16 protein-coding genes and 1 riboswitch are annotated in these 22,059 nt (G+C 72.3%); of the genes, 10 read left to right on the plus strand and 6 right to left on the minus strand.

What is annotated here, in order from left to right:
* Positions 1-9 precede the first annotated feature (9 nt).
* The 3 genes from EV190_RS06360 to EV190_RS06370 all read right to left on the minus strand — a co-directional run bounded on the left by EV190_RS06360 (position 10) and on the right by EV190_RS06370 (position 5,302).
* Positions 10-1,404 (minus strand): maltokinase N-terminal cap-like domain-containing protein, encoded by a 1,395-nt coding sequence (locus EV190_RS06360; RefSeq protein ID WP_133740530.1) that lies wholly within the window; start codon positions 1,402-1,404, stop codon positions 10-12.
* A 20-nt stretch (positions 1,405-1,424) separates the two neighbouring features.
* The gene (gene treS, locus EV190_RS06365; RefSeq protein ID WP_243742399.1) at positions 1,425-3,257 is read right to left on the minus strand and encodes a maltose alpha-D-glucosyltransferase; all 1,833 of its coding nucleotides are present in this window, start codon (positions 3,255-3,257) and stop codon (positions 1,425-1,427) included.
* A gap of 62 nt (positions 3,258-3,319) precedes the next feature.
* Complete coding sequence (locus EV190_RS06370; protein WP_133740531.1) at positions 3,320-5,302, minus strand: alpha-1,4-glucan--maltose-1-phosphate maltosyltransferase; 1,983 nt, start codon at positions 5,300-5,302, stop codon at positions 3,320-3,322.
* Positions 5,303-5,862: 560 nt separating this feature from the next.
* Here EV190_RS06370 and glgP point away from each other — a divergent pair.
* The 9 genes from glgP (at position 5,863) to EV190_RS06415 (ending at position 17,695) form a co-directional block, all read left to right on the plus strand.
* Positions 5,863-8,484: an alpha-glucan family phosphorylase gene (gene glgP / locus EV190_RS06375; protein ID WP_133740532.1), complete on the plus strand. Its 2,622-nt coding sequence runs from the start codon at positions 5,863-5,865 to the stop codon at positions 8,482-8,484.
* 88 nt (positions 8,485-8,572) lie between these two features.
* Positions 8,573-8,680: riboswitch (TPP riboswitch) on the plus strand.
* Positions 8,681-8,784: 104 nt separating this feature from the next.
* A complete protein-coding gene (locus EV190_RS06380; protein ID WP_133740533.1) occupies positions 8,785-9,414 on the plus strand; it encodes an ECF transporter S component in 630 nt (209 codons plus the stop codon).
* A 4-nt stretch (positions 9,415-9,418) separates the two neighbouring features.
* Positions 9,419-10,993 (plus strand): ABC transporter ATP-binding protein, encoded by a 1,575-nt coding sequence (locus tag EV190_RS06385; RefSeq protein ID WP_133740534.1) that lies wholly within the window; start codon positions 9,419-9,421, stop codon positions 10,991-10,993.
* A complete protein-coding gene (locus EV190_RS06390; protein ID WP_133740535.1) occupies positions 10,990-11,772 on the plus strand; it encodes an energy-coupling factor transporter transmembrane component T family protein in 783 nt (260 codons plus the stop codon). Before EV190_RS06385 ends, EV190_RS06390 begins: the two co-directional genes overlap by 4 nt.
* 259 nt (positions 11,773-12,031) lie before the next feature.
* Positions 12,032-12,820, plus strand: coding sequence for an enoyl-CoA hydratase/isomerase family protein (locus EV190_RS06395; protein WP_133740536.1), 789 nt, complete (start codon positions 12,032-12,034; stop codon positions 12,818-12,820).
* Between the two features lie 6 nt (positions 12,821-12,826).
* The gene (locus EV190_RS06400) at positions 12,827-13,369 is read left to right on the plus strand and encodes a YbaK/EbsC family protein (protein ID WP_133740537.1); all 543 of its coding nucleotides are present in this window, start codon (positions 12,827-12,829) and stop codon (positions 13,367-13,369) included.
* Positions 13,370-13,850: 481 nt separating this feature from the next.
* The gene (locus EV190_RS06405) at positions 13,851-15,704 is read left to right on the plus strand and encodes a serine/threonine-protein kinase (RefSeq protein ID WP_133740737.1); all 1,854 of its coding nucleotides are present in this window, start codon (positions 13,851-13,853) and stop codon (positions 15,702-15,704) included.
* A 241-nt stretch (positions 15,705-15,945) separates the two neighbouring features.
* Positions 15,946-16,725, plus strand: coding sequence for an electron transfer flavoprotein subunit beta/FixA family protein (locus tag EV190_RS06410; RefSeq protein ID WP_208113075.1), 780 nt, complete (start codon positions 15,946-15,948; stop codon positions 16,723-16,725).
* 25 nt (positions 16,726-16,750) lie between these two features.
* Positions 16,751-17,695, plus strand: coding sequence for an electron transfer flavoprotein subunit alpha/FixB family protein (locus EV190_RS06415; protein WP_133740538.1), 945 nt, complete (start codon positions 16,751-16,753; stop codon positions 17,693-17,695).
* A gap of 105 nt (positions 17,696-17,800) precedes the next feature.
* On the opposite strand, the gene EV190_RS06420 is transcribed toward EV190_RS06415, so the two are convergent.
* Entirely contained in the window at positions 17,801-18,787 is a 987-nt protein-coding gene (locus EV190_RS06420) for a hypothetical protein (RefSeq protein ID WP_133740539.1), read from the minus strand.
* Positions 18,784-19,383 carry an RNA polymerase sigma factor gene (locus EV190_RS06425; RefSeq protein WP_243742401.1) on the minus strand — a complete coding sequence of 200 codons (600 nt, stop codon included), beginning with the start codon at positions 19,381-19,383 and terminating at the stop codon, positions 18,784-18,786. Before EV190_RS06425 ends, EV190_RS06420 begins: the two co-directional genes overlap by 4 nt.
* 212 nt (positions 19,384-19,595) lie before the next feature.
* Between EV190_RS06425 and EV190_RS06430 the strand changes: the two genes are divergently transcribed.
* Positions 19,596-20,765: a cysteine desulfurase family protein gene (locus tag EV190_RS06430; RefSeq protein WP_133740541.1), complete on the plus strand. Its 1,170-nt coding sequence runs from the start codon at positions 19,596-19,598 to the stop codon at positions 20,763-20,765.
* 105 nt (positions 20,766-20,870) lie between these two features.
* Here the strand turns inward: EV190_RS06430 and EV190_RS06435 are convergent, their stop codons facing one another.
* The gene (locus EV190_RS06435; protein ID WP_133740542.1) at positions 20,871-22,016 is read right to left on the minus strand and encodes a DUF695 domain-containing protein; all 1,146 of its coding nucleotides are present in this window, start codon (positions 22,014-22,016) and stop codon (positions 20,871-20,873) included.
* Positions 22,017-22,059 lie beyond the last annotated feature (43 nt).

The raw sequence follows: 22,059 nt of genomic DNA on the forward strand, positions 1-22,059 counted from the left end.
CGGGGGACCTCACCTGGTCAGCGCCATGATCGAGTCCAGTGGGATACCGATCCAGCCCGGGCGGTGCCGGGCCTCGTACATCACCTCGTAGACGGCCTTGTCGTACTCGAAGGCGCGCAGCACCACCTGGTGCTTCTCCGGGTCCACGCCGCCGCCGAAGGCGTAGCCCTCGCAGAACGCGTCGCGGTTGCGCTGGGCCCACGCCCGCGCCGACTCCGCCAGCGCGTCGTTCTCGGGGTGCCCGATGAGCTGGTACCGGGCGGCGTAGTCGAACGAGCGCAGCATCCCGGCCACGTCCCGCAGTGGGCTGGACAGCCTCTGGCGCTCGCGCACCGACACCGCGGGCTCCCCTTCGAAGTCCAGCAGCACCCACCCGGTGTCCGTGCGCACCACCTGGCCCAGGTGGTAGTCCCCGTGCACCCGCTGCACCGGAAGGTCGGTGTCCACCTCCCCGAGAGCCTCGAACGCCGAGTACAGCGCGTCGGCGTGCGGGGCCAGCGCGGGGACCTCGGCCACCGCCGCGTGCAGCCGCGCGACCATGCCGCCCGCCATCCGGGCCTGCGACCGCGGGCCGAGCACGTCCGTGGGCAGCGCCCGGGACAGGTCCCGGTGCACCGCGGCGGTGGCCGCGCCCAGGCGTTCGGCCTCCCCGGCGAAGTCGCCGCCGGCGTCGCCGGGCGGCACGCCCGGCGACGCGTAGAGGTCGCGCACGCTGGTCGCGGCCAGCACCCAGCCGTCGGTGGCGCTGCGCAGGTACTTCTGCAGCATCGCCAGCGTGGTGGGGACCGCCGCGCCGGTGTCCGGGTCGACCAGGTCCGTCTCGATCCAGCCGTACGGCCGGGCGATGTAGTCGGATTCGGCGGCCGCCAGCGCCGAGGTCAGCTCCAGGTCGGGGTTGCGGCCCGGCCACAGCCGCCGGAAGGTCTTGAGCACGTACTCCTCGCCGTAGACGAGGGTGGTGTTGGACTGCTCCCCGGTCAGCACCAGGCTGCGCAGCCCGGTGCGCACGGTGCTGCCGGACGTCCTGCGGAACCGGACCGGACCGCCGTCGGCGTCCTCGGCGATCCGCTCCAGCAGGTGCGTCGTCATGCTCGCGTCGTGCGCGGCGTCGTACGCGACCACGGGCGCGCGGCCGCCCAGGTCGGGGGGCGGCGCGCACAGGCCGATCACGGCGTGCGCGAGCTCGTCCCCGATCGCGTCCGGGGTCCTCAGCCCGAGGAGCACCTGGTAGCGGTCGGTCCTGCTTCTCTGGCCAACCGCCACCACCAGCATCCGAAGGCCTGGCGCGCCGGGGACCAGGACGTGTTCGGACTCGATCCGCACCGCGTCGACGGGCACCCCCTTGCCGGCGAACCAGCGCTGCATCGGGATCCAGGTGGCCAGTAGCTCCTCAAGCCGGGTCATGTCAAAGAGATCCGTTCTCCTTAGGACCGTCGGGTAGGTCGCCGGACCGCGCCGGCCCCGGCCGCGGTGGCGGGCGCCTCGGAACCGACCGACGCGACGGTGGACGCGGCGCTGACCGGTGCCTCTTCCCTGGGAACCGGTGGAAGCTGGAACCAGTAGAAGCCGTGTCCGGGCAGGGTCAGCAGGTAGGGAAGCTCGCCGATCGGCGGGAAGTGCACGCCGCCGGTGCACTCGATGGGGGTGACCCCCTCGAAGCGGCGCAGGTCCAGCTCCACCGGCTGGGGGAAGCGCGACAGGTTGTTGACGCACAGCATCCGGTCGCCGCCGAACTCGCGCACGAACGCCAGCACGCTGGGGTTGCTCGCGTGCAGCTCGGTGAACTCGCCGGTGCCGAAGACCGCGTGCTGCTTGCGGATCTGGATCATCTTCCGGGTCCAGTTCAGCAGCGAGCTGGGGTTGTCGCGCTGGGCCTCGACGTTGATCGCCTGGTAGCCGTAGATCGGGTCCATGATCAGCGGCAGGTACAGGCGGCCCGGGTCGCAGCGGGAGAACCCGGCGTTGCGGTCGGACGTCCACTGCATGGGAGTGCGCACGCCGTCGCGGTCGCCCAGCCATATGTTGTCGCCCATGCCGATCTCGTCGCCGTAGTACAGCACCGGGGAGCCGGGCAGGGACAGCAGCAGCGCGGTGAACAGCTCGATCTGGTTCTGGTCGTTGTCCAGGAGGGGGGCCAGGCGCCGCCGGATGCCCACGTTCGCGCGCATCCGCGGGTCCTTGGCGTACTCGGTGTACATGTAGTCGCGCTCTTCGTCGTTCACCATCTCGAGCGTCAGCTCGTCGTGGTTGCGGAGGAAGATCGCCCACTGGCAGTTCTGGGGGATCTTCGGCGTCTGCGCGAGGATCTCCGAGATCGGGTAGCGCTGCTCGCGCCGCACGGCCATGAACATCCGCGGCATCAGCGGGAAGTGGAAGTTCATGTGGCACTCGTCGCCGCCGGACTCGAAGTCGCCGAAGTAGTCCACGACGTCCGCGGGCCACTGGTTGGCCTCGCTCAGCAGCACCCGGTCCGGGTAGAGGCGGTCGACCTCGGCGCGCACCCGCTTGAGGAACTCGTGCGTCTCCTTCAGGTTCTCGCAGTTGGTGCCCTCGCGTTCGTACAGGTACGGCACGGCGTCCAGGCGGAACCCGTCGATCCCCAGGTCGAGCCAGAAGCGCAGGACCTCCAGGATCGCCTCCTGCACCGCCGGGTTCTCGAAGTTGAGGTCCGGCTGGTGGGAGAAGAACCGGTGCCAGTAGTACTGCCCGCGGACCTCGTCGTAGGACCAGTTGGACTGCTCGGTGTCGACGAAGATGATCCGCGCGTCGGCGTACCGCTCGGTGCTGTCGGACCAGACGTAGAAGTCGCCGTACGGGCCCTCGGGGTCCTCCCGGGACGCCCTGAACCACGGGTGCTGGTCGCTGGTGTGGTTCATGACCAGGTCGGCGATGACGCGGATGCCGCGCTCGTGCGCCTTCTCGACCAGCTCCACGAAGTCGGCGATCTGCCCGAACTCCGGGAGGATCTTCATGTAGTCGGAGATGTCGTACCCGCCGTCGCGCAGCGGGGACTCGTACAGGGGGAGCAGCCAGACGCAGTCGATGCCGAGCCATTCGAGGTAGTCGAGCTTGTCGATCAGGCCGCGCAGGTCCCCGGTACCGTCGCCGTTGGAGTCGTGGAAGCCCCGGACGAGGACTTCGTAGAAGACCGCGTGCTTGTACCAGTAGGGATCGCGGGGCTTCTCGTGCGTGAACGTGTTGGGCACGGACACGAGAGGCGTGGTGCTGGTGCCGGGTACCGGCTCGAGTGTGGTCATCTACTTCTCCACCAGTGTTGGCTGTCCACTGCGTTCCCCCGATGAGGCTCCGGTGCGAGCGGTCAGCTCGGAGCTCCTACGGCAGAAGTGACGGTGAATACGTGGGCGGTCTGGACGTGCGGGTCGAGGCGGACGTAGTTGGCCTCTGCCCATTGGTACGAAAGGCCCGACAACTGGTCCGTGACCGTGATGCGGTCGTCCGGTGCGAACCCGAGCGCGGGAAGGTCGAGCCGCACGGTCGCTTCGCGCGCGTGGTGCGGGTTGAGATTGGCGACGACCAGGACGACGTCGTCAGGTCCCTGGTCGGCGGCCGCCAGCCGTTTCGAGTAGCAGATGATCTCGGGCTGGTCCACATGGTGGAACCGCAGGTTACGCAGTTCTTGCAGGGCCGGGTGGCTCCGCCGCAGGTAGTTTAACCTGCTGATCAGCGGAGTGATCGTCATTTGGGTCGCCTCGGCCGCGTCCCAGTCGCGCGGGCGGTACTGGTACTTCTCGGAGTCGAGGTACTCCTCGCTTCCGGGCCGCACCGCCTGGTTCTCGCAGAGTTCGTAACCGGAGTAGATCCCCCACGTCGGCGAGAGCGTGGCGGCCAGGACCGCCCGCACCTCGAACGCCGGGCGCCCGCCGTGCTGCAGGTACGCGTGCAGGATGTCGGGCGTGTTGGGGAAGAAGTTCGGCCGCATGTACGCGGCCGTGTCGCCGCTGAGGTCGCGCAGGTACTCTTCCAGCTCCTCCTTCTCGTTGCGCCAGGTGAAGTAGGTGTAGGACTGGTGGAAGCCCGCCTTGGCCAGCGTGTGCATCATGGCCGGCCGGGTGAACGCCTCGGCGAGGAAGAGCACGTCCGGGTCGGTGCGGGCGACGTCGGCCAGCAGCCGCTCCCAGAACGCCACCGGCTTGGTGTGCGGGTTGTCCACCCGGAAGACGCGCACGCCGTGCGCCATCCAGTGCCGCACGATCCGGTTCACCTCGGCGAAGATCCCCTCGGGGTCCTTGTCGAAGTTGAGCGGGTAGATGTCCTGGTACTTCTTCGGTGGGTTCTCCGCGTACGCGATCGTGCCGTCGACGCGCACCGTGAACCACTCGGGGTGCTCCTTGACCCACGGGTGGTCGGGGGACGCCTGGAGGGCCAGGTCGAGGGCGACCTCCATGCCGAGTTCGCGGGTCCGGGCCACGAACGCGTCGAAGTCCTCGATGGTGCCCAGGTCCGGGTGGACGGCGTCGTGTCCGCCCTCGTAGGAGCCGATCGCCCAGACCGAGCCGGGGTCGCCGGGCTGCGCGGTGGGGGCGTTGTTGCGGCCCTTGCGGAAGGAGTGCCCGACGGGGTGCACGGGCGGCAGGTAGACGACGTCGAAGCCCATCGCGGCGATCGCGGGCAGGCGCTCGGCCGCGGTGGCGAAGGTGCCCGAGCGGGGTTCGCCGTCCTCGGTGTCGAGCACCGCGCCCTCGGAGCGCGGGAAGAACTCGTACCAGGAGCCGAAAAGCGCGCGCTTGCGGCTGACCGTGACGGGGAAGCGCCGGGACTTGGTGACGAGCTCGCGCAGCGGCCGGGCGGCCAGTTCCTCGGTGACCGCGGCGGAGACGGCCAGGTCCAGCCGCTCCATGGCCGGACGGGACTCGTCCCGCAGGACCGCGGCGATCTCGGCCATGGCGGGGCGGCGCGGGACGCGGCGGGCGACGCGCTCCAGGAGGCGGGCGCCCTCCTCCATCACCAGGTCGACGTCCTGGCCGATCGGGATCTTGATCTCGGCGTTGTGCCGCCAGGTCGCGTACGGGTCGCTCCACGCCTCGATGGCGAAGGACCAGCGCCCTTCGGAGACGACGGTGACGTCCGCGCCGTAGCGGTCGGTGCCCGGAGCGAGTTCGCGCAGGAGGACGAGGGGTTGTCGGCGGCCGTCGGGATCGTAGAGGACCACGCCCGCGCCGAGCGCGTCGTGCCCTTCGCGGAACACGGTCGCGCTCACCGGGAAGGTCTCGCCGACAACGGCTATGGCCGTTCCGGATTCGACCGCGGGCGCGACGTCGAGAATGGGAAATCGTCCGATCACAGATGCACCGTAGATGTAGAGGCGTGGGTGTTTTTGGTGGTTTCGGCGGGTTCATGGGGATGGGAGCGGATCGGGGTATGGCGAATTAGCCGAAAAGCCGCTCGCGCAGATTTCCGGACCGGGGTGTCAGGGTCTCTCTAATGTCTATCGTCAGGCCGAATTCCCCACTCTTCGACAGTCCGGAGAGTTCCGTTTTTGTGAGAGTAGTCACAGGTTTCACTGTTGTACAAGGGGGGGTCGATCGTTGACCAGGGGTGACATCGGCGGACATAGCGGACTTGGTTCCCGGGTGTCACATCCGTCACCCCGCTGCAGTTCGACGGTCTTTTCCCTGTAAACCAAGCGAAACACGCACGCATTCCGCATGACATAACACAGTGTTCCGGCCGATATGACTCAGTGTGGTCCTCCGGGTTTCCACTTCCCCGGATCGCGGGAAACATTCCTGACACTTCCCTTGGCGGGGGATGAGGTTCCGAAAAAGCTTATTTCGTGACATGTGGCGCGAGATGGCGTGGAGGGCTCGCATACGGCGGGTACATTGACTAGCCTCACGCTCCGTGAAGGCCATTCGTAGGTTCACCGTCCGTACCGTCCTGCCTGGCGAGCTGGCCCCCTTGGGCAGGCTCGCCGCCAACCTGCGCTGGGCGTGGCACGCCCCCACGCGCGCGGTGTTCGCCGCCGTCGATCCCGAGATCTGGGCGGCCGTGCGCCACGACCCGGTCCGACTGCTCGGCGAGGTCCGCCCCGAGCGCCTCGCCGAACTCGCCGCGGACGACGGGTTCCGCGCCGGCCTCGCCGAGGCGGCCGCCGACCTCGACGACTACCTCGACGCCTCCCTCTGGTACCAGCGGCTCCCGCACGACGCCGAGACCGCGCCGCCCTCGGCGATCGCCTACTTCTCCGCCGAGTACGGACTGGACGCCGCGCTGCCGCAGTACTCGGGAGGGCTGGGGATCCTCGCCGGGGACCACCTCAAGAGCGCCAGCGACCTGGGTGTCCCGGTCATCGGCGTGGGCCTGCTGTACCGGCACGGGTACTTCACCCAGTCGCTCTCGCCCGAAGGCTGGCAGCTGGAGGGGTACCCCGAGATCGACCCGCGCGGGATGCCCATGAGCCGGCTGGAGGACGACGGCGACCCGGTCAGCATCGTGGTCGACCTTCCCGACGGGCGCGCGCTGGTGGCGCACGTGTGGGTGGTGCGGGTGGGCCGGGTGCCGCTGCTGCTCCTGGACGCCTGCCAGGAGGACAACGACCCCGAGCTGCGCGGAGTCACCGACCGCCTCTACGGCGGCGGCAACGAGCAGCGGCTGCGCCAGGAGCTGCTGCTGGGAGTCGGCGGGGTGCGGGCCGTGCGCGCCTACTGCGCCCGGACCGGCCACCCCGAGCCCGAGGTCTTCCACATGAATGAGGGCCACGCCGGGTTCCTCGGCCTCGAACGCGTACGCGAGTACATCGGGTCCGAGGGGCTGACCTTCGACCAGGCGCTGGAGGCCACCCGCGCGGGCACGGTGTTCACCACGCACACGCCGGTGCCCGCCGGGATCGACCGCTTCCCCCGCGAGCTGGTGGAGCGCCACTTCAGCGGGCCCGTCGCGCTGGAGGGGCTGCCCGTCGAACGGGTCATGGCGCTGGGCGCCGAGAACTATCCGGGGGGCGACCCCGGCCTGTTCAACATGGCCGTGATGGGCATGCGCCTGGCCCAGCGGGTGAACGGCGTCAGCAGGCTGCACGGCGCGGTCAGCCGGAGCATGTTCCAGGGCCTGTGGCCGGGATTCGACGTCGACGAGGTGCCCATCACCTCGATCACCAACGGTGTGCACGCGCCCACCTGGGTGGCCGACGAGGCGTTCGCGATGGGCCGGTCCCTGGTCCCCGACTCCGCGGACTTCGACACCGCCCAGGGGTGGGAGCGCGTCGTCGGGGTGGGAGAGAACGAGCTCTGGGAGATGCGCCGCTCCCTGCGCGGGCGGCTGGTCGCCGAGGTCCGGGCCCGGTTGCGGCACTCGTGGCACCAGCGCGGCGCGAGCGACGCCGAACTCGGCTGGATCGACGACGTGCTCGACCCGAACGTGCTCACCATCGGGTTCGCCCGCAGGGTGCCCTCCTACAAGCGGCTCACCCTGATGCTGCGCGACGCCGAGCGGCTCACGTCGCTGCTGCTGCACCCGGAGCGGCCCGTCCAGATCGTCATCGCGGGCAAGGCGCACCCCGCGGACGAGGGCGGCAAGCGCCTCATCCAGGAGATCGTCCGGTTCGCCGACGACCCCCGGGTGCGGCACCGGATCGTCTTCCTGCCCGACTACGACATGGCACTGGCCGAGTCGCTGGTGCAGGGCAGCGACGTGTGGCTGAACAACCCGCTGCGCCCGCTGGAGGCGTGCGGCACCTCGGGGATGAAGGTGGCGCTCAACGGCGGTCTCAACCTGTCCGTCAGGGACGGCTGGTGGGACGAGTGGTTCGACGGCTCCAACGGCTGGGCGATCCCCACCGCCGACGGCGTGCAGGACCCGGACCGGCGCGACGACATCGAGGCCACCGCGCTGTACGAGCTGTTCGAGGAGCAGGTCGCGCCGCTGTTCTACGACCACGACGAGGCCGGGCTGCCCAAGCGCTGGCTGGAGATGGTCAAGCACACGCTGGTCTCCCTGGGGCCCAAGGTGCTGGCCACCCGGATGGTCCGCGACTACGTGGAGCGCCTCTACCGGCCCGCCGCGTGCTCCTCGCGGCGGCTCGCCGCGAAGGCGCTGAGCGGTGCCCGGGAGCTGGCCGCCTGGAAACAGCGGGTGGTGCGGGCCTGGCCGGGGGTGCGCATCGAGCACGTCGAGATCACCGGGATGGACGACCCGCCGCAGGTCGGCGGGGAGCTCACGGTGCGGGCCACCCTCGTGCTGGGCGGGATCGACCCCGAGGACCTGCGGGTGGAGGTGGCGCTGGGCCGCGTCGACGAGGCGGAGGAGCTGGTGACCCCGTCCTTCGCCGAGCTGGCGGTGCTGGCCGGCCAGCCCGCCGAGGGCCCGCTCGTGCGGTTCGCCGGATCGGTCCCCCTGGCCAGGTCGGGCGCGTGCGGCTACACGGTCCGGGTGCTGCCCAGGCACCCGCTGCTGGCCGACCCGGCCGAGATGGGCCTGGTCGTCGTCCCCGAACCCGCGGCGGGCATCGGCGGGGTGGTCCTTCGCTGACAACGAGGCCGGGACCGGCGGGCCGGGCCCGCCGGCCCCTTCGCGGGGGGCGCCTTGACCCGAAGACGGACCGTGCGCCCATAATGGGGGAAACCGACAGGGGAGCGCTTCGGCGCTGAGAGTGCGGCACCCCGCCGCAGACCCTTACACACCTGATCTGGGTAATGCCAGCGAAGGAAGTCGTAGGAACCGCCGCCGGTGGCGTGCTCCCGCGCGCCGGCCGTTCCGGCGCGCGCGGCACGGCCCGGTAGTGCTCTTGGCAGCAGAGCCCTCTCGTCATGCACGAAGGGACTTCGTTCAATGGACACCCAGGCCGCCCCCCAGCCGCGGAGGGGCCTCGCCGCCTTCTTCCGTGCTGTTCTGCGGGACCTGCTCGACTGGCGCACCGTGGACATCGTGGTGGCCGCCGTCATCGGCGTCGGCGTCGGCGTCGTCTTCTGGCTGTGGGGGATGGTGTGGACCGCCACCACGCCCCTGTTCGTGGTCTTCCCGCCCGCCCAGGCCGTCATCTACGGCATGTGGATGCTCTCCGGGGTCCTAGGCGCCCTCGTCATCCGCAAGCCGGGCGCGGCGCTGCTCACCTCCATCGCCGCGGCCTCCGTCTCGGCGGTCCTGGGCACCCAGTGGGGCCTCATGGTCGTCATCGACGGAACCCTCCAGGGGCTCCTGCCCGAACTCGTCTTCCTCGCCCTCGCCTACCGGCGCTGGGGCATGGGCGCGGCCGTGCTGGCCGCCATGGCCGCGGGGCTCTCGCCCGCCGTCAAGGACAACATCCTGTGGAACGTGACCTGGCCGCTCGGCCACCAGATCGCCTACGGGGTCATCGTCGTGGTCAGCTCCGGCGTCATCGCGGGCGTGGGCGCCAGGCTGCTCACCACCGCGCTGGCCAGGGCGGGCGCGCTCGCCCCCTTCCCGTCGGCCGGGGACTGACACCGTGGCCGCCACGGACCGGGCCGCCCGCGCGTCGGGCGGCCCCGGCGCCCGCGTCGAACTCGAGGGCTGGGGCTGGAAGCACTCCGGCCGGGACGAGTACGCGCTGCGCGGCGTCGACCTGAGCGTCGAACCCGGTGAGCGCGTGCTGCTGCTCGGCGCCTCCGGCGCGGGGAAGAGCACCCTCCTGCACTCCCTCGCCGGCCTCACCGGCCCCGACAGCGCCATCAGCGGGGAACAGGAGGGCGTCCTGCTGGTCGACGGCGAACCCGCCACCCGGCGGCGCGGCCGCGTCGGCCTGGTCAGCCAGGACCCCGAGACCCAGCTGGTGATGGCCCGAGCGGGCGACGACGTCGCCTTCGGACCGGAGAACCTGGGCGTCGAGCGCGACGAGGTCTGGCGGCGCGTGGACGCCGCCCTCGGCGAGGTCGCCTTCCCCTACGGGCGCGACCACTCCACCGGCGCGCTGTCGGGCGGGGAGAAGCAGCGGCTCGTCATCGCCGGGACGCTCGCCATGCGCCCCCGGCTGCTGCTGCTGGACGAGCCCACCGCGAACCTGGACCCCGCGGGGGCCGAGCTCATCCGCGGGGTCCTGGCCCGGCTGCTGGCCGCCACCGAGGCCACCCTCGTCCTGGTGGAGCACCGCGTCGCCGAGGTCGTGGACCTGGTGGACCGCGTCGTCGTGGTCGAACCCGGCGGCGGCGTCATCGCCGACGGCGCCCCCCGCGCGGTCTTCGCCGAGCACGGCAGGGCGCTCGCCGGGCAGGGGGTGTGGGTCCCGGGTGGCGAGCCCGACCCCGGGCTCGCCCCCGCTCCCGGGGGGCCGGTCCTCATCGAGGCCGTGGACTGCCTCGTGCGCACCCCGCCCGACCTGGGCATGCGCGCGGCCCCGGCGCGCACCGTCCTGAGCGGTGTGCGCGCCGCCGTCGCCGCGGGGACCGCCACCGCCCTCACCGGGCCCAACGGCGCGGGCAAGTCCACGCTGCTGACGCTGCTGGCCGGGCTCGCCAGGCCGCGCGCCGGGGCGGTGCTGCCGCGCGGCCCCCTCGCCGAGGCCGACGCCCGTCCGCTGGCCAGGTGGCCCGCGCGGCGGCTCGCCCGGCACATCGGCACGGTGTTCCAGCACGCCGAGGACCAGTTCGTCACCGCCACCGTGCGGGACGAGCTGCGGTTCGCGCCGCTGAGGGCCGGGATGGGCCGGGCGGAGACGGACGCGTGGGTGGACGAGCTGCTGGAGCGGCTGCGGCTGGCCCGGCTCGCCGACGCGCACCCCTTCACGCTGTCGGGAGGCGAGAAGCGGCGGCTCTCGGTGGCCACCGCGCTCAGCTCCGGCCCCGCGCACGCCCCCGACGCGCTGGTCCTGGACGAGCCCACCTTCGGCCAGGACACCAGGACCTGGGCCGAACTCGTGGAACTGCTGGGCGACCTGCGCGCCCAGGGGCGGGCGATCGTCATGGCCACACACGACGCGCTGCTGCTGCGGCACCTCGCCGACACGCGCCTCCGCGTCGCCGACGGCCGGGTCACCCCCGTGGAGCGCCCGGACGGCGTGGAGCGCCCGGACGGAGGGACGCGATGAGGACGACCGACCGGGGGCGGGGCGACCCGATGACCCTCGACGCCCCCGGGGACGGCGGGGCGCGCTACTGGCTGCTGGGGTTCAATCCGGCCGCCAAACTGATCGCCGCGCTGGTCCTGGCCGTCGGCCTGGTCCCGGCGGTGGACGCGGTGACCGGCGGGGTGGTGCTGGCCGCGGTGCTGCCGCTGGTGCTGTTCAGCGGGGCCGACCGCCGGACCCTGCTGGTCCTCGGAGTCCCGTTCCTGTTCATGGGCCTGTCCAGCGGCCTGGTCAACCTCCTGTACGGCGAGGCCGGGCCGCTGGGCGCGCTCGGCGCCGCGGTGCGGCTGCTGGCCATCGCGCTTCCCGGCATCCTGGCCGCCGTCAGCAGCGACCCGACCGAGACGGCCGACAGCCTCGTGCAGCGGCTCCGGATCCCCGAGCGGCCCGCCATGGGGGTGCTCGCGGCGCTGCGGCTGATCCCGCTGCTGGCGGGCCAGTGGCGCACCATCACGCTGGCCCGCCGCGCCCGCGGCCTGGAGGCGGGGCACAACCCGGTCGCGATGACGGCGCTCTTCTTCGGTCGGCTGTTCGCGCTGCTGGTGCGCTCCATCCGGACCGGGACCCTGCTGGCCACCGCGATGGACGCCCGCGCCTTCGGCACCGGTCCGCGCTCGCACGCCCGGACCAGCCGGTGGCGCCCGGCCGACACCCTGCTCGTCGCGGCCTGTCCGGTGCTGCTGGCCGCCGCCTACGCGGTCTCGGCCGGACTCGGCACGCTGACACTGCTGTTCGGCTGAGCTCCGCGGGGCCGGGAGGCGGGGTCCGGCCTCCCGGTCCTGCGGACGAGGGAAGGGTGTGTCCTCGGGGTCACCTGGACCGAGGACACGCCCCGGTGCCGATTCTGGGCGGGTCCGCCGCCGGACGGCGCGCCGCGGCGCGCCGACGTGACCGGTTCGGGGCGCGAAGCGAACCGGAGGTTGACGCTCCGGCGCTTCGCGGGCGCCTCCGGATGGTAGGCAGGGGGTGGAAAGCGAAGCCGCGTGAGAGGTGTCGACTGTGGGCGAGTTCGTTCGTGTGGAGACTGACCCCGACAATCCGGCGGTCGCCGTCATCAGGCTGGACCGGCCCAAGATGAACGCGCTGAACGCCCGGGTCCAGGCCGAGATCGCCGAGGCCGCCGCGCAGGTGGGCGCGGACCGGTCGGTGGCGGCCGTGGTGCTCTACGGCGGGGAGCGGGTGTTCGCCGCGGGGGCCGACATCAAGGAGATGGCGGACATGGACTACGTCCGCATGGCCGAGCACTCCCGGACGCTCCAGAGCTCCTTCACCGCCGTGGCCCGGATTCCCAAGCCCGTCATCGCCGCGATCACCGGCTACGCCCTCGGCGGCGGCTGCGAACTGGCGCTGTGCGCGGACTTCCGGGTCGCGGCCGACGACGCCAGGCTCGGCCAGCCCGAGATCCTGCTCGGTGTGATCCCGGGCGCGGGCGGCACCCAGCGGCTGCCCCGCCTCATCGGCCCGGCCAGGGCCAAGGACCTGATCTTCACCGGTCGGCACGTCGACGCCGCGGAGGCGCTGGCGATCGGCCTGGTGGACTCGGTCGTGCCCGCCGGGGAGGTGTACGCCGCGGCCGTGTCCATGGCCGCGCGCTACTCGGGCGGTCCGGCGGTCGCGCTGCGCGCGGCCAAGCAGGCCATCGACGCGGGCCTGGAGGTGGACCTGGACAGCGGCCTGGAGGTCGAGCGGCTCCAGTTCGCCGCGCTGTTCGCCACGGAGGACCAGAAGACCGGCATGCGCGGCTTCGTCGAGCGGGGGCCCGGCAAGGCCGCCTTCTCGGGGCGGTGAGCGGGGATGTGGGGGCTCGACGCCCGTCCCGCCGTCGAGCGGACCGACCTGCTGGCCGCGCCGGTCGCCGCGGCGGTGGCCGACTGGAAGCACACCACCCCGGTGGAGCGGTTGCTGGTGGCCGGGATCGATCCGGAACTCGCGGACACCGCCGAGTTCTGCGCCGCCTACGGCGTGCCGATGGACGCCTCGGCCAACTGCGTGGTGATCGCGGCCAGGCGTGGTGGTGAGACCCGCCTGGCGGCCTGCGTGCTGCTGGCGACCACCAGGGCCGACGTCAACGGTGTCGTCCGCAGGCGGCTGGGGGCCCGCAAGGCCGGCTTCGCCCCCCGGGACGACGCGGTGCGGGAAAGCGGTATGGAGTACGGCGGGATCACCCCGGTCGGCCTCCCCGACGACTGGCCGGTCCTGGTCGACGCCGCCGTGCTCGCCCGGCCGCATGTGGTCGTCGGCAGCGGCCTGCGCCGCTCCAAACTCGTCCTGCCGGGCGCGGCCCTCGCCGGGCTTCCGGGGGCCGAGGTCGTCGAGGACCTGGCACGACCCGCCTGAGGGGAGGCCCCGGGGCGTCCGGCGGGAGCGCCGGGCCCCCGGGGCGCGGGTCGCGGCGCCGGGGGCGGGGTCTCGGGGGGTGAGACGGAGAGCGCCCTGATCACCCAAGATCAGCGGACCGCTACGATCCGCACAACCCCGAGGCCAGGGCCTGTCCGGGAGCCGGCCGGGCAGGCGGCCGCCGATATTCGCGGGAACCGGATCGCCTGTTTTTCCGTCATACTCATGGAGTCCCTCCGTGGGACGCGTGGGACGTCGAGGGCAAGCTCTTTGCGGCCGTGCGCGATCCGGTTAGCGTGAGGTGACCGCGGTGATACCGCGTGGACCGCCCGGTGTCGCCGGGAGGCTGTGTCGGCGCGGTCCTGGTGATCGGCGCGGCGCACAGCGCGGCCGGGTTCCGGTGCGCGGGTCCGAAAGATTGCGGCGACCAGGCCGGTTTTAGGCGGTATGCGGTGTTCGAGGGGATGAGTTCACTATGGCAATGACGGCAGGTTTCCCCGAGGCTGAGGGGCTGCCGGAACACATCGGCCCGTACAAGATCCGCCGGCGTATCGGCCAGGGCGGAATGGGCGTTGTGTACCAAGCCGTAGACCCTGAAGACCGCCTTGTCGCGGTCAAGGTGCTGCGCTCGGAGGTGGCCGGGGACGACATCGCCCGGGCCCGTCTGGCCCGCGAGGTCGCGACCATGCGGCGGGTGCGCAGCCGCAACGTCGCCGCGGTCATCGACGCCGACACCAACGCGCGGCTGCCCTGGGTGGTCACCGAGTACATCCCCGGCCCGACCCTGGACTCCACCGTGACCAACCACGGGCCGCTGCGCGGACGCGCGCTGACCCGGCTGGTCACCGGCCTGGCCCGGGCGATCGGCGACATCCACGTCGCCGAGGTCATCCACCGGGACCTCAAACCCGGCAACGTGATCATCTCCAACGGCGAGCCGATCGTCATCGACTTCGGCATCGCGCACGCGGTCGACGGCGCCAAGCTCACCCAGACCGGCACCTTCGTGGGCACGCCGAGCTATCTGTCCCCCGAGGTCATCGAGGGGTCGGACCTGAGCCCGGCGACCGACATCCACGCCTGGGGCGCCACCGTGGCCTTCGCCGCCACCGGCAACCCGCCCTACGGCGCGGGCGCCTTCGAGGTGATCTTCTTCCGGATCCTCAACGGCGAGATCAACCTGGACGGCATCCCCGACGCGCTGCGCCCGCTGGTCAAGTCCGCCGTGGCGCGCGATGTCAGTTCCCGCCCCGACGCGGTCCGGCTGCTCGCCGAGACCGAGCGGCTCAACCTGGACCTGCCCTGGACCGAGGCCGACTACCAGGCCTCGGGGCTGACCGGCAACCACACCGTGGCCGCGAGCCGGCCCGACACGTCCAGGACCGAGGTCGCCCCCGTCGCCGAGAACAGCGACCGCACCATGGCGGCCGGGGCCGAGAGGGCCCCGGAGCAGACCATGGCCGCGCCCGGGGACGACCCGCGGCGCACCGGGCTGCTGCCCGCCGAGGGCGATCCCGAGGACGACGACTCGCCACCACATACCCAGTTCTTCAACTCCACCCTGCGTCCGGACGAGTTCCGCGACATCCTTCCTCCCGTCGACTACGACGGCGGCCGGGCCAACCGGACCTCCACCTTCTCCGCGGACGAGTTCGAGGACGACGAGCCCAAGGGGCTGCTCGAGCGGTTCCGCGCGCGCCGCAGGGGCGAGGACCGGCTCAGCGACTACCTGGGCGGGGACGACGAGGACGAGTACGACGACCGCGAGGCCCGGCGGCTGCCGTGGCTGCTGGCCGTTCCGGCCGCCCTGTGGATCGTCGGCCTGACCCTCATGGTCCCCACCATCGGCTTGATCCTGGGACTGATCGCGGTCTCGATCCTGGGCGGTCTGGACATCGCCAAGCGCGAGCACGCCCGCCGCCTGCACGAGAGGGGCCCGCGCAACTCCGACAACATGGTCGTGGCGTTGAGCCTGCCGTGGGCGGTCCTGCGTACGCTGGGGTCCGCGGCGGCCTACGGGCTCGGTTACCTGCTGGCCGGGATCGTGATCGGCATCGGCATCGGGCTGGCGACGGGGAGCAACTCGGCGAACGTGGTGGGCACCTGGGCCGTGGGGATCGTGGTCCTGATGAACTTCCTGTTCGGTCCGCACGCGCGGGGCGCCCAGCGCCAGGCGCGGTGGCTGGTCGGCAAGATCACCGTCCGCAACCCGTACGTGTACTGGGGGACCATCGTCGCGGTCAGCCTGATCGCGTTGTTCCTGGTGGTGTTCGGGATCCAGCCCGGCCAGGCGTGGGACCCCCTTCCCGGGCCGTCGGAGTGGTTCGGGTCCTAAGCTTAGGAGAGCCTTCCCTCAATTGACGAGGGGAGGTGGTGTTCGCGCCATTTGCTACCAGTCAGTAACATCGGTCTGGAAGCAGTAGACGAGACAGCGCGGGACGGCGTTCCCGGAACGCCGACCCGATGCCGAATCCCGTTCGGGTATTTGGCACTCTTGAGAGAAACCACGGACGCGCCAGCGTCCACGGCGTCCACCAGGGCGGCGCAGGCAAGGGCAGGGAGGTCGGCCACCGGCCATGAATATTGTCGTTTTGGTCAAGCAGGTCCCGGACACCGCGACCGAGCGCAAGTTGGACCCGGCGGACAGCACGGTGGACCGTGCCGCTTCGGACGGTGTGATCAACGAGCTCGACGAGTACGCGATCGAAGAGGCGCTGCTGCTCAAGGAGAAGCACGGCGGTGAGGTCACCATCCTCAGCGCCGGTCCCGACCAGGCCACGGACTCCATCCGCAAGGCCCTTTCCATGGGCGCGGACAAGGCGGTGCACCTGAACGACGCCGCGCTGCACGGCTCCGACGCGCTGCAGACCGCCTACGCGCTGGCGCAGGCGCTGGGCACGGTCGAGTACGACCTGGTGATCCTGGGCTCGGAGTCCACCGACGCCCGCACCGGCGTCGTGGGCGCGGCGCTGGCCGAGTACCTGGGCCTGCCGCAGCTCACCCTGGCCAACAAGGTCGACATCGACGGCACGTCGGTGCGGATCCAGCGCCAGACCGACGAGGGCTACGACGTGGTCGAGGCGACGCTGCCGGCCGTCGTCTCGGTCGTCGAGAAGATCAACGAGCCGCGCTACCCGTCGTTCAAGCTGATCATGGCGGCCAAGAAGAAGCCGGTCGCCAAGCTCGGCGCGGCGGACGCCGGCATCGACACCGCCAGGGTCGGCCTGGCCAACGCCACCACCGAGGTCGTGGACTTCGCGGCGGCCCCGCCGCGCGCGGCGGGCACCGTCGTCAAGGACGAGGGCAACGGCGGCGTGCAGATCGCCGACTACCTCGCCGCCAAGAAGTTCCTGTAAGCGACGAGACGAGAGGAGAAAGATCATGGCTGAGGTCCTCGTCCTCGTCGACCACGTCGACGGACAGGTCAAGAAGGTCGCCCTGGAGCTGCTGACCGCGGCCCGCCGCATCGGCGAGCCCGCCGCGGTGGTCGTCGGGGAGGCCACCGACGGCATCAAGGCCAAGCTCGCCGAGTACGGCGCGGAGAAGGTCTACACGGCCCCGGCCGAACTCGACGACTACGTCGTGGCGCCCAAGGCCGAACTGCTGGCCACGCTGGCCACCGACAGGTCCGCCGCCGCGGTCCTGCTCTCGGCCACCGCCGAGAACAAGGAGATCGCCGGGCGCACCGCGGTCAAGCTGGGCTCCGGCGTGCTCACCGACGTCGTCGACATCACCGCCGACGTGGTCGCCGAGCACTCGGTCTTCGGTGGCGCCGTCGTCACGCACGCCAAGGTCAGGACCGGTGTACCGGTGGTGGCCGTGCGCCCGAACGCGATCGCCGCCGAGGCCGCGCCCGGCGCCGCGGTCGAGGAGGCCGTCTCGGTCGAGCTGTCGGACTCCGCGAAGGCCGCCCGCGTCACCGAGCGCGTGAAGCAGGAGCAGGGCTCGCGTCCGGAGCTCACCGAGGCCGCCGTCGTGGTCTCCGGTGGCCGCGGCGTGGGCGGCGACGACTTCTCCGTCGTCGAGAACCTGGCCGACTCGCTCGGCGGGGCCGTGGGCGCCTCCCGTGCCGCGGTCGACTCGGGCTGGTACCCCAACGCGTTCCAGGTGGGGCAGACCGGCAGGACCGTCTCGCCGAACCTCTACATCGCCCTGGGCATCTCCGGCGCCATCCAGCACCGGGCGGGCATGCAGACGTCCAAGACGATCGTCGCGGTCAACAAGGACCCCGAGGCTCCGCTGCTGGAGATCTCGGACTTCGCGGTGGTCGGCGACCTGCACAAGGTCGCCCCGCAGCTGACCGAGGAGATCAACAAGCGCAAGTAGCGCCTGGACCGGGCGCGGGGCGGCGGCCCCGGGAGGAGTGATCCCTCCCGGGGCCGCCGCCCTTTCGCGTGCCCGCGCCGCCGCCGCCGAACAGCCGGGGCCCGTTCAGGAGCCCGGGACCGGGGAGCTCATGGTGTCCAGCGACTCGCAGGCGGCGGTCGCGGGGGCGCCGGCGGCCTCCGCGGCGTCGAGGGCCTCGGGGGAGTCGCAGGGCAGCTGCTCGGTCTCCGTCCCGGGGCCCACGAACAGCAGGACCGAGTCGTCGCTCGTGCCCACGACGTCGTGGACGTACCAGTCGCCGGGGACCTCGTCCCCGGCGACCACCCGGGAGGCGCCCACACCGCTCGGCGTCCCGTCCGATGTGAGGAAGTCGACCTGGTAGCGGTAGTCGGAGGCGCGCATCCCCCGTTCGGCCAGCGCGTCGCGGGCCTCCGAGACCCGCATGCCGGCCAGGTCGGCGTCCTCCAGGATCTCGCCGGGGTCGGTGACCAGGCCGGAGGACCGGTACTCCTCGCCCTCGGCCGGGGCGCGGCCGAACACCAGCCGGACCGGGTCGGGATGGTCGAGGGGGATCCGCACGCCGATCGCGCAGCCGCCCAGGGTCGCCGCGCACTCCCCGGGCGCCTCGATGACCTCGATCCCGCCCCCGGCGTCGCTCATGACGATCCGCCCGACCAGGGTCGGGGAGGCGGGGACGAGGCTCAGGTCCACGTCGAGCCCGTACTCCTCGAACTGGTGGGCGTACTCGACGGGGTCGGCCACGGGGTCGTTGACGGTCACGTCGAGGTAGCCGCCGTCCTCGGAGATCGCCAGTACGTCGGCCTCTGCGGCGGGCGGTCCCGCGGGGGAGGACGGGGAGACCAGGGCGGTGCCCACGACCGCGGCTCCGGCCAGGCCGGCCGCCACCGGGATGCCGATCAGCAGGCTGCGGCGGCGGAGGGGGTTTCCTGCCATGGTGGTTTCCTTGCTCTGTCGGATGATCATGGAACGGAGTTCGCGTGCGGCCGGGCCGGCCGGATCGTGCGCGAACGGCGCCTCCACACGGGGGGCGAGCCGCCCCACGACGCGGTCGATGCCTTCATCGGCCCTCATCGGAGTGCTCCTTTCGGGGTTCTGCGGGCGGCGGGAGGGGGTTCGGGGGGCAGGCAGGAGGCGACGTCGAGCCCGGCTCCGCGCAGCGCGCGGGCGAACCGGCCGCGCGCGCGGTGCAGCCGGACGCGTGCGGTGCCGCGCGCGCAGCCCAGCACGACCGCGATCTGCCCGGGGTCCAGCGCCTCCCACGCGGCCAGCGTCAGGACCTCCTGGTCCTTGTCGGACAGGGTCCGGAACACCCGGCCGATGTCGGCGACGGCCTGGTCCTCCCAGTCGGGGCGGGAGACCGCGGCGGCGCCCAGTTCGAGCCGGAGCCGGGCGGCGAGGGCGTTGCCGCGCCGGGCCCCGCGCCGGTGGTTGGCCAGCACCCGGCGGGCGACCCCGAAGACCCAGGGACGGGCCTGCGGGGCCGGCGGCACGTCGCCGATGCGGTTCCACACCGTGACGAAGACGTCCGCGACCAGGTCCGCGGCGGCCTCGGGATGGTCGAGACGGCGTAGCAGGTATCCGAGGACATCGCCGTAGCACGTGTCGTAGAGGGCCTCGAAGCGTGTGACGGAATCCTCCGGCGCGCTTGCCGGGGCATCGCGAGGCACGTGGTCTCCTCCTCTGTCTCTGTGGGCGGGCCGTCCTGGGGCGCGTCCCCGGGCCGGCCGGTTCGCGAGGGCCGCCCGGGGAGGCCCGGGCGGATCGGCGCCGCAGGCGTCGTTCTGGTGGGCAGGGCCCGGAGCGCGCCCTGTACCAAGACACATGTCCGGCAGGGGGCGGAGCGTTTCACACCGTTTCGCGGTCGTATCCTGTGATCGCCATGGTGTACTTCGATCACGCTGCCACGACCCCGGTCCGCCCCGAGGCCGTCGCCGACATGACCGCCGAGTTCGGTGCCCTCGGGAACGCGTCCGCGCTGCACGCGGCGGGCCGCCGGGCCCGGCGCGCGGTGGAGGAGTCGCGCGAGGCCGTCGCCGAGGCGCTGGGCGCCACCCCTCACGAGGTGGTGTTCACCAGCGGAGGGACCGAGGCCGACAACCTCGCGGTCAAGGGCCTGTACTGGGCGCGCAACGGCGCGGACCCGGCGCGGCGGCGCATCCTGGTCAGCGCGGTGGAGCACCACGCGGTCCTGGACCCGGCGCACTGGATGGCCGAGCACCAGGGCGCGGTCGTGGAGGAGCTGCCGGTCGACGGCCGCGGCCGCCTGGACCCCGGAACCCTGCGCGCGGCGATCGAGCGCGATCCGGCGAGTGTGGCCCTCGTGTCGGTGATGTGGGCCAACAACGAGGTCGGCACCGTCCAACCGGTCGCCGAGCTCGCCGCCGCCGCGGCCGAGTACGGGATCTGGTTCCACACCGACGCGGTGCAGGCGGTCGGCGTCGAGCCCGTGGACTTCGCCGCGAGCGGGGTGTCGGCGCTGACCGTGACCGGGCACAAGCTCGGCGGTCCCGTCGGCGCGGGCGCGCTGCTGCTGGCCAGGGGGGTGGACCCGGTCCCGGTGCTGCACGGTGGCGGCCAGGAGCGCGAGGTGCGCTCGGGCACCCTGATGACCCCGCTGCTGCGCGGCTTCGCCACGGCGGTGCGCCTGGCCGCGGCCGAGCGCGTCGAGCACGCGGCCGAACTCGCGACGCTGCGCGACGAGCTGGTGGAGGCGGTGCGGGCGGTGGTGCCCGACGCCAGACTCAACGGCCACCCCACCGACCGCCTGGCGGGCAACGCGAACATCGGCTTCCCCGGGTGCGAGGGCGACGCGCTGCTGATGCTGCTGGACGCCCAGGGCATCGAGTGCTCCACCGGCTCGGCCTGCTCGGCCGGGGTCTCCCAGGCCAGCCACGTCCTGCTCGCCCTGGGCGCGGACCCCGACACCGCGCGGGACTCCCTGCGGTTCTCCCTGGGGCGCGGCTCCACCCGGGCCGACGTCAAGACCCTGGCCGAGGCCATCGGCCCGGCCGTGGAGCGCGCCCGCGCGGCCCGCGCCAAGCGCCGCTAGCGCCCCGCGCCGGTTTCCCGCCGATCGTGGCCTTCTCGGGGTCTCGACCGCCTCCGAGACCCCGAAAAGGCCACGATCGGCGGGGAAAACACCACGGACCGGACGCTAGCGGTCCAGTTGGCGCCTGATGGGACGGAGGATCTGGTCGATGGTGCTCCAGTCGGGGTCCAGGGCGCTGGTGATCTGGACCTTTCCCTCGGACCAGCCGCGCGCGGCCTTCTCGAACTCGGGAAGGACGCCCGACTCGGGGTCCAGGTAGAAGTGGAAGGTCCGCTGCCCGCCGACGGTCTGCTGGGCGAACAGGGCGCCGTTCGCGCCGAGCAGCTCGCGCAGGCCCAGGGCGTAGGCGTCCAGGGCGGAGGCGGAGGAGCCGGCGGGCAGCCGGTCCTCGTCGCTCTCGCCGTAGGCCGTCGTGACCTGCACGTACAAGGAGAGCGCGGGGTAGTCGCGCCGGTGCAGCGGGTGCCGCGCCGTGATCTGGAGGGCGCCGCGCAGCGGTATCCGGCCCTGGAAGGTCACCCAGCCGCCACTGGCGCCCACACCGGACAGCTGCTGCACCACCGAGGGGATCGAGGTGGGCGGCAGGGGGTCCAAGGGCTTCTCCACCAGCGGGTTCACCGAGGAGACCCAGCGCACGAAGTCGTCCTCGCCCAGGGCCAGCATCGCCACGTGCTCGGAGACCCCGCGCTGGACCTCCTCGGGCAGGAACATGAAGTCGGGGTGGTAGACGCCGATCTCGATCCGCCCGCTGGCGTGGTCCACGCGCAGCGCCACCGACGTGTGCGACAGGTCCAGTTCGTGGTCGTCCCAGGTCGTCGGCCGGACGAGCCCGGTGTGGTCCGCGGGGACGGCCGGGAAGAACGTCCAGTCGGCGTCCGGCGGCGCGGCCCGGTACCAGCGCTCCGCCAGGACGCGGGCGTCGTCGTCGGCTCCGGCCGACAGGGTCAGCGCGTAGGAGGCGCTCGCCGAGGCGGGCGCGTCCAGGCGGGCGAACAGCGCGTCGGGGTCGTCGAAGGAGGCGGTCAGGTCGATCGGGTCCGGGGTCGGCGCGCGGGACACCTCCCAGCGGAGGTTCGGGTGGATGCGCCGGACGCGTTCGCCGAGCAGTTCGGAGGTCTCGTCGGGCACGGGTGTCCCCGCGTCGACGGACGACGCCAGGGCGTCGCGGAGGTCGGCCCACTGGGACCAGAAGCCGTCGACGGCGACGGCGGTTTCGGAGTCGGCTGGGCGGCGGCGACGGAACAGAGCCATGTCCTGATTTTCGCAGAGTCCGGGGGTGCTCTCCGCAGGGGAC

Source organism: Actinorugispora endophytica, assembly GCF_004363075.1.
GTDB lineage: Bacteria > Actinomycetota > Actinomycetes > Streptosporangiales > Streptosporangiaceae > Actinorugispora > Actinorugispora endophytica.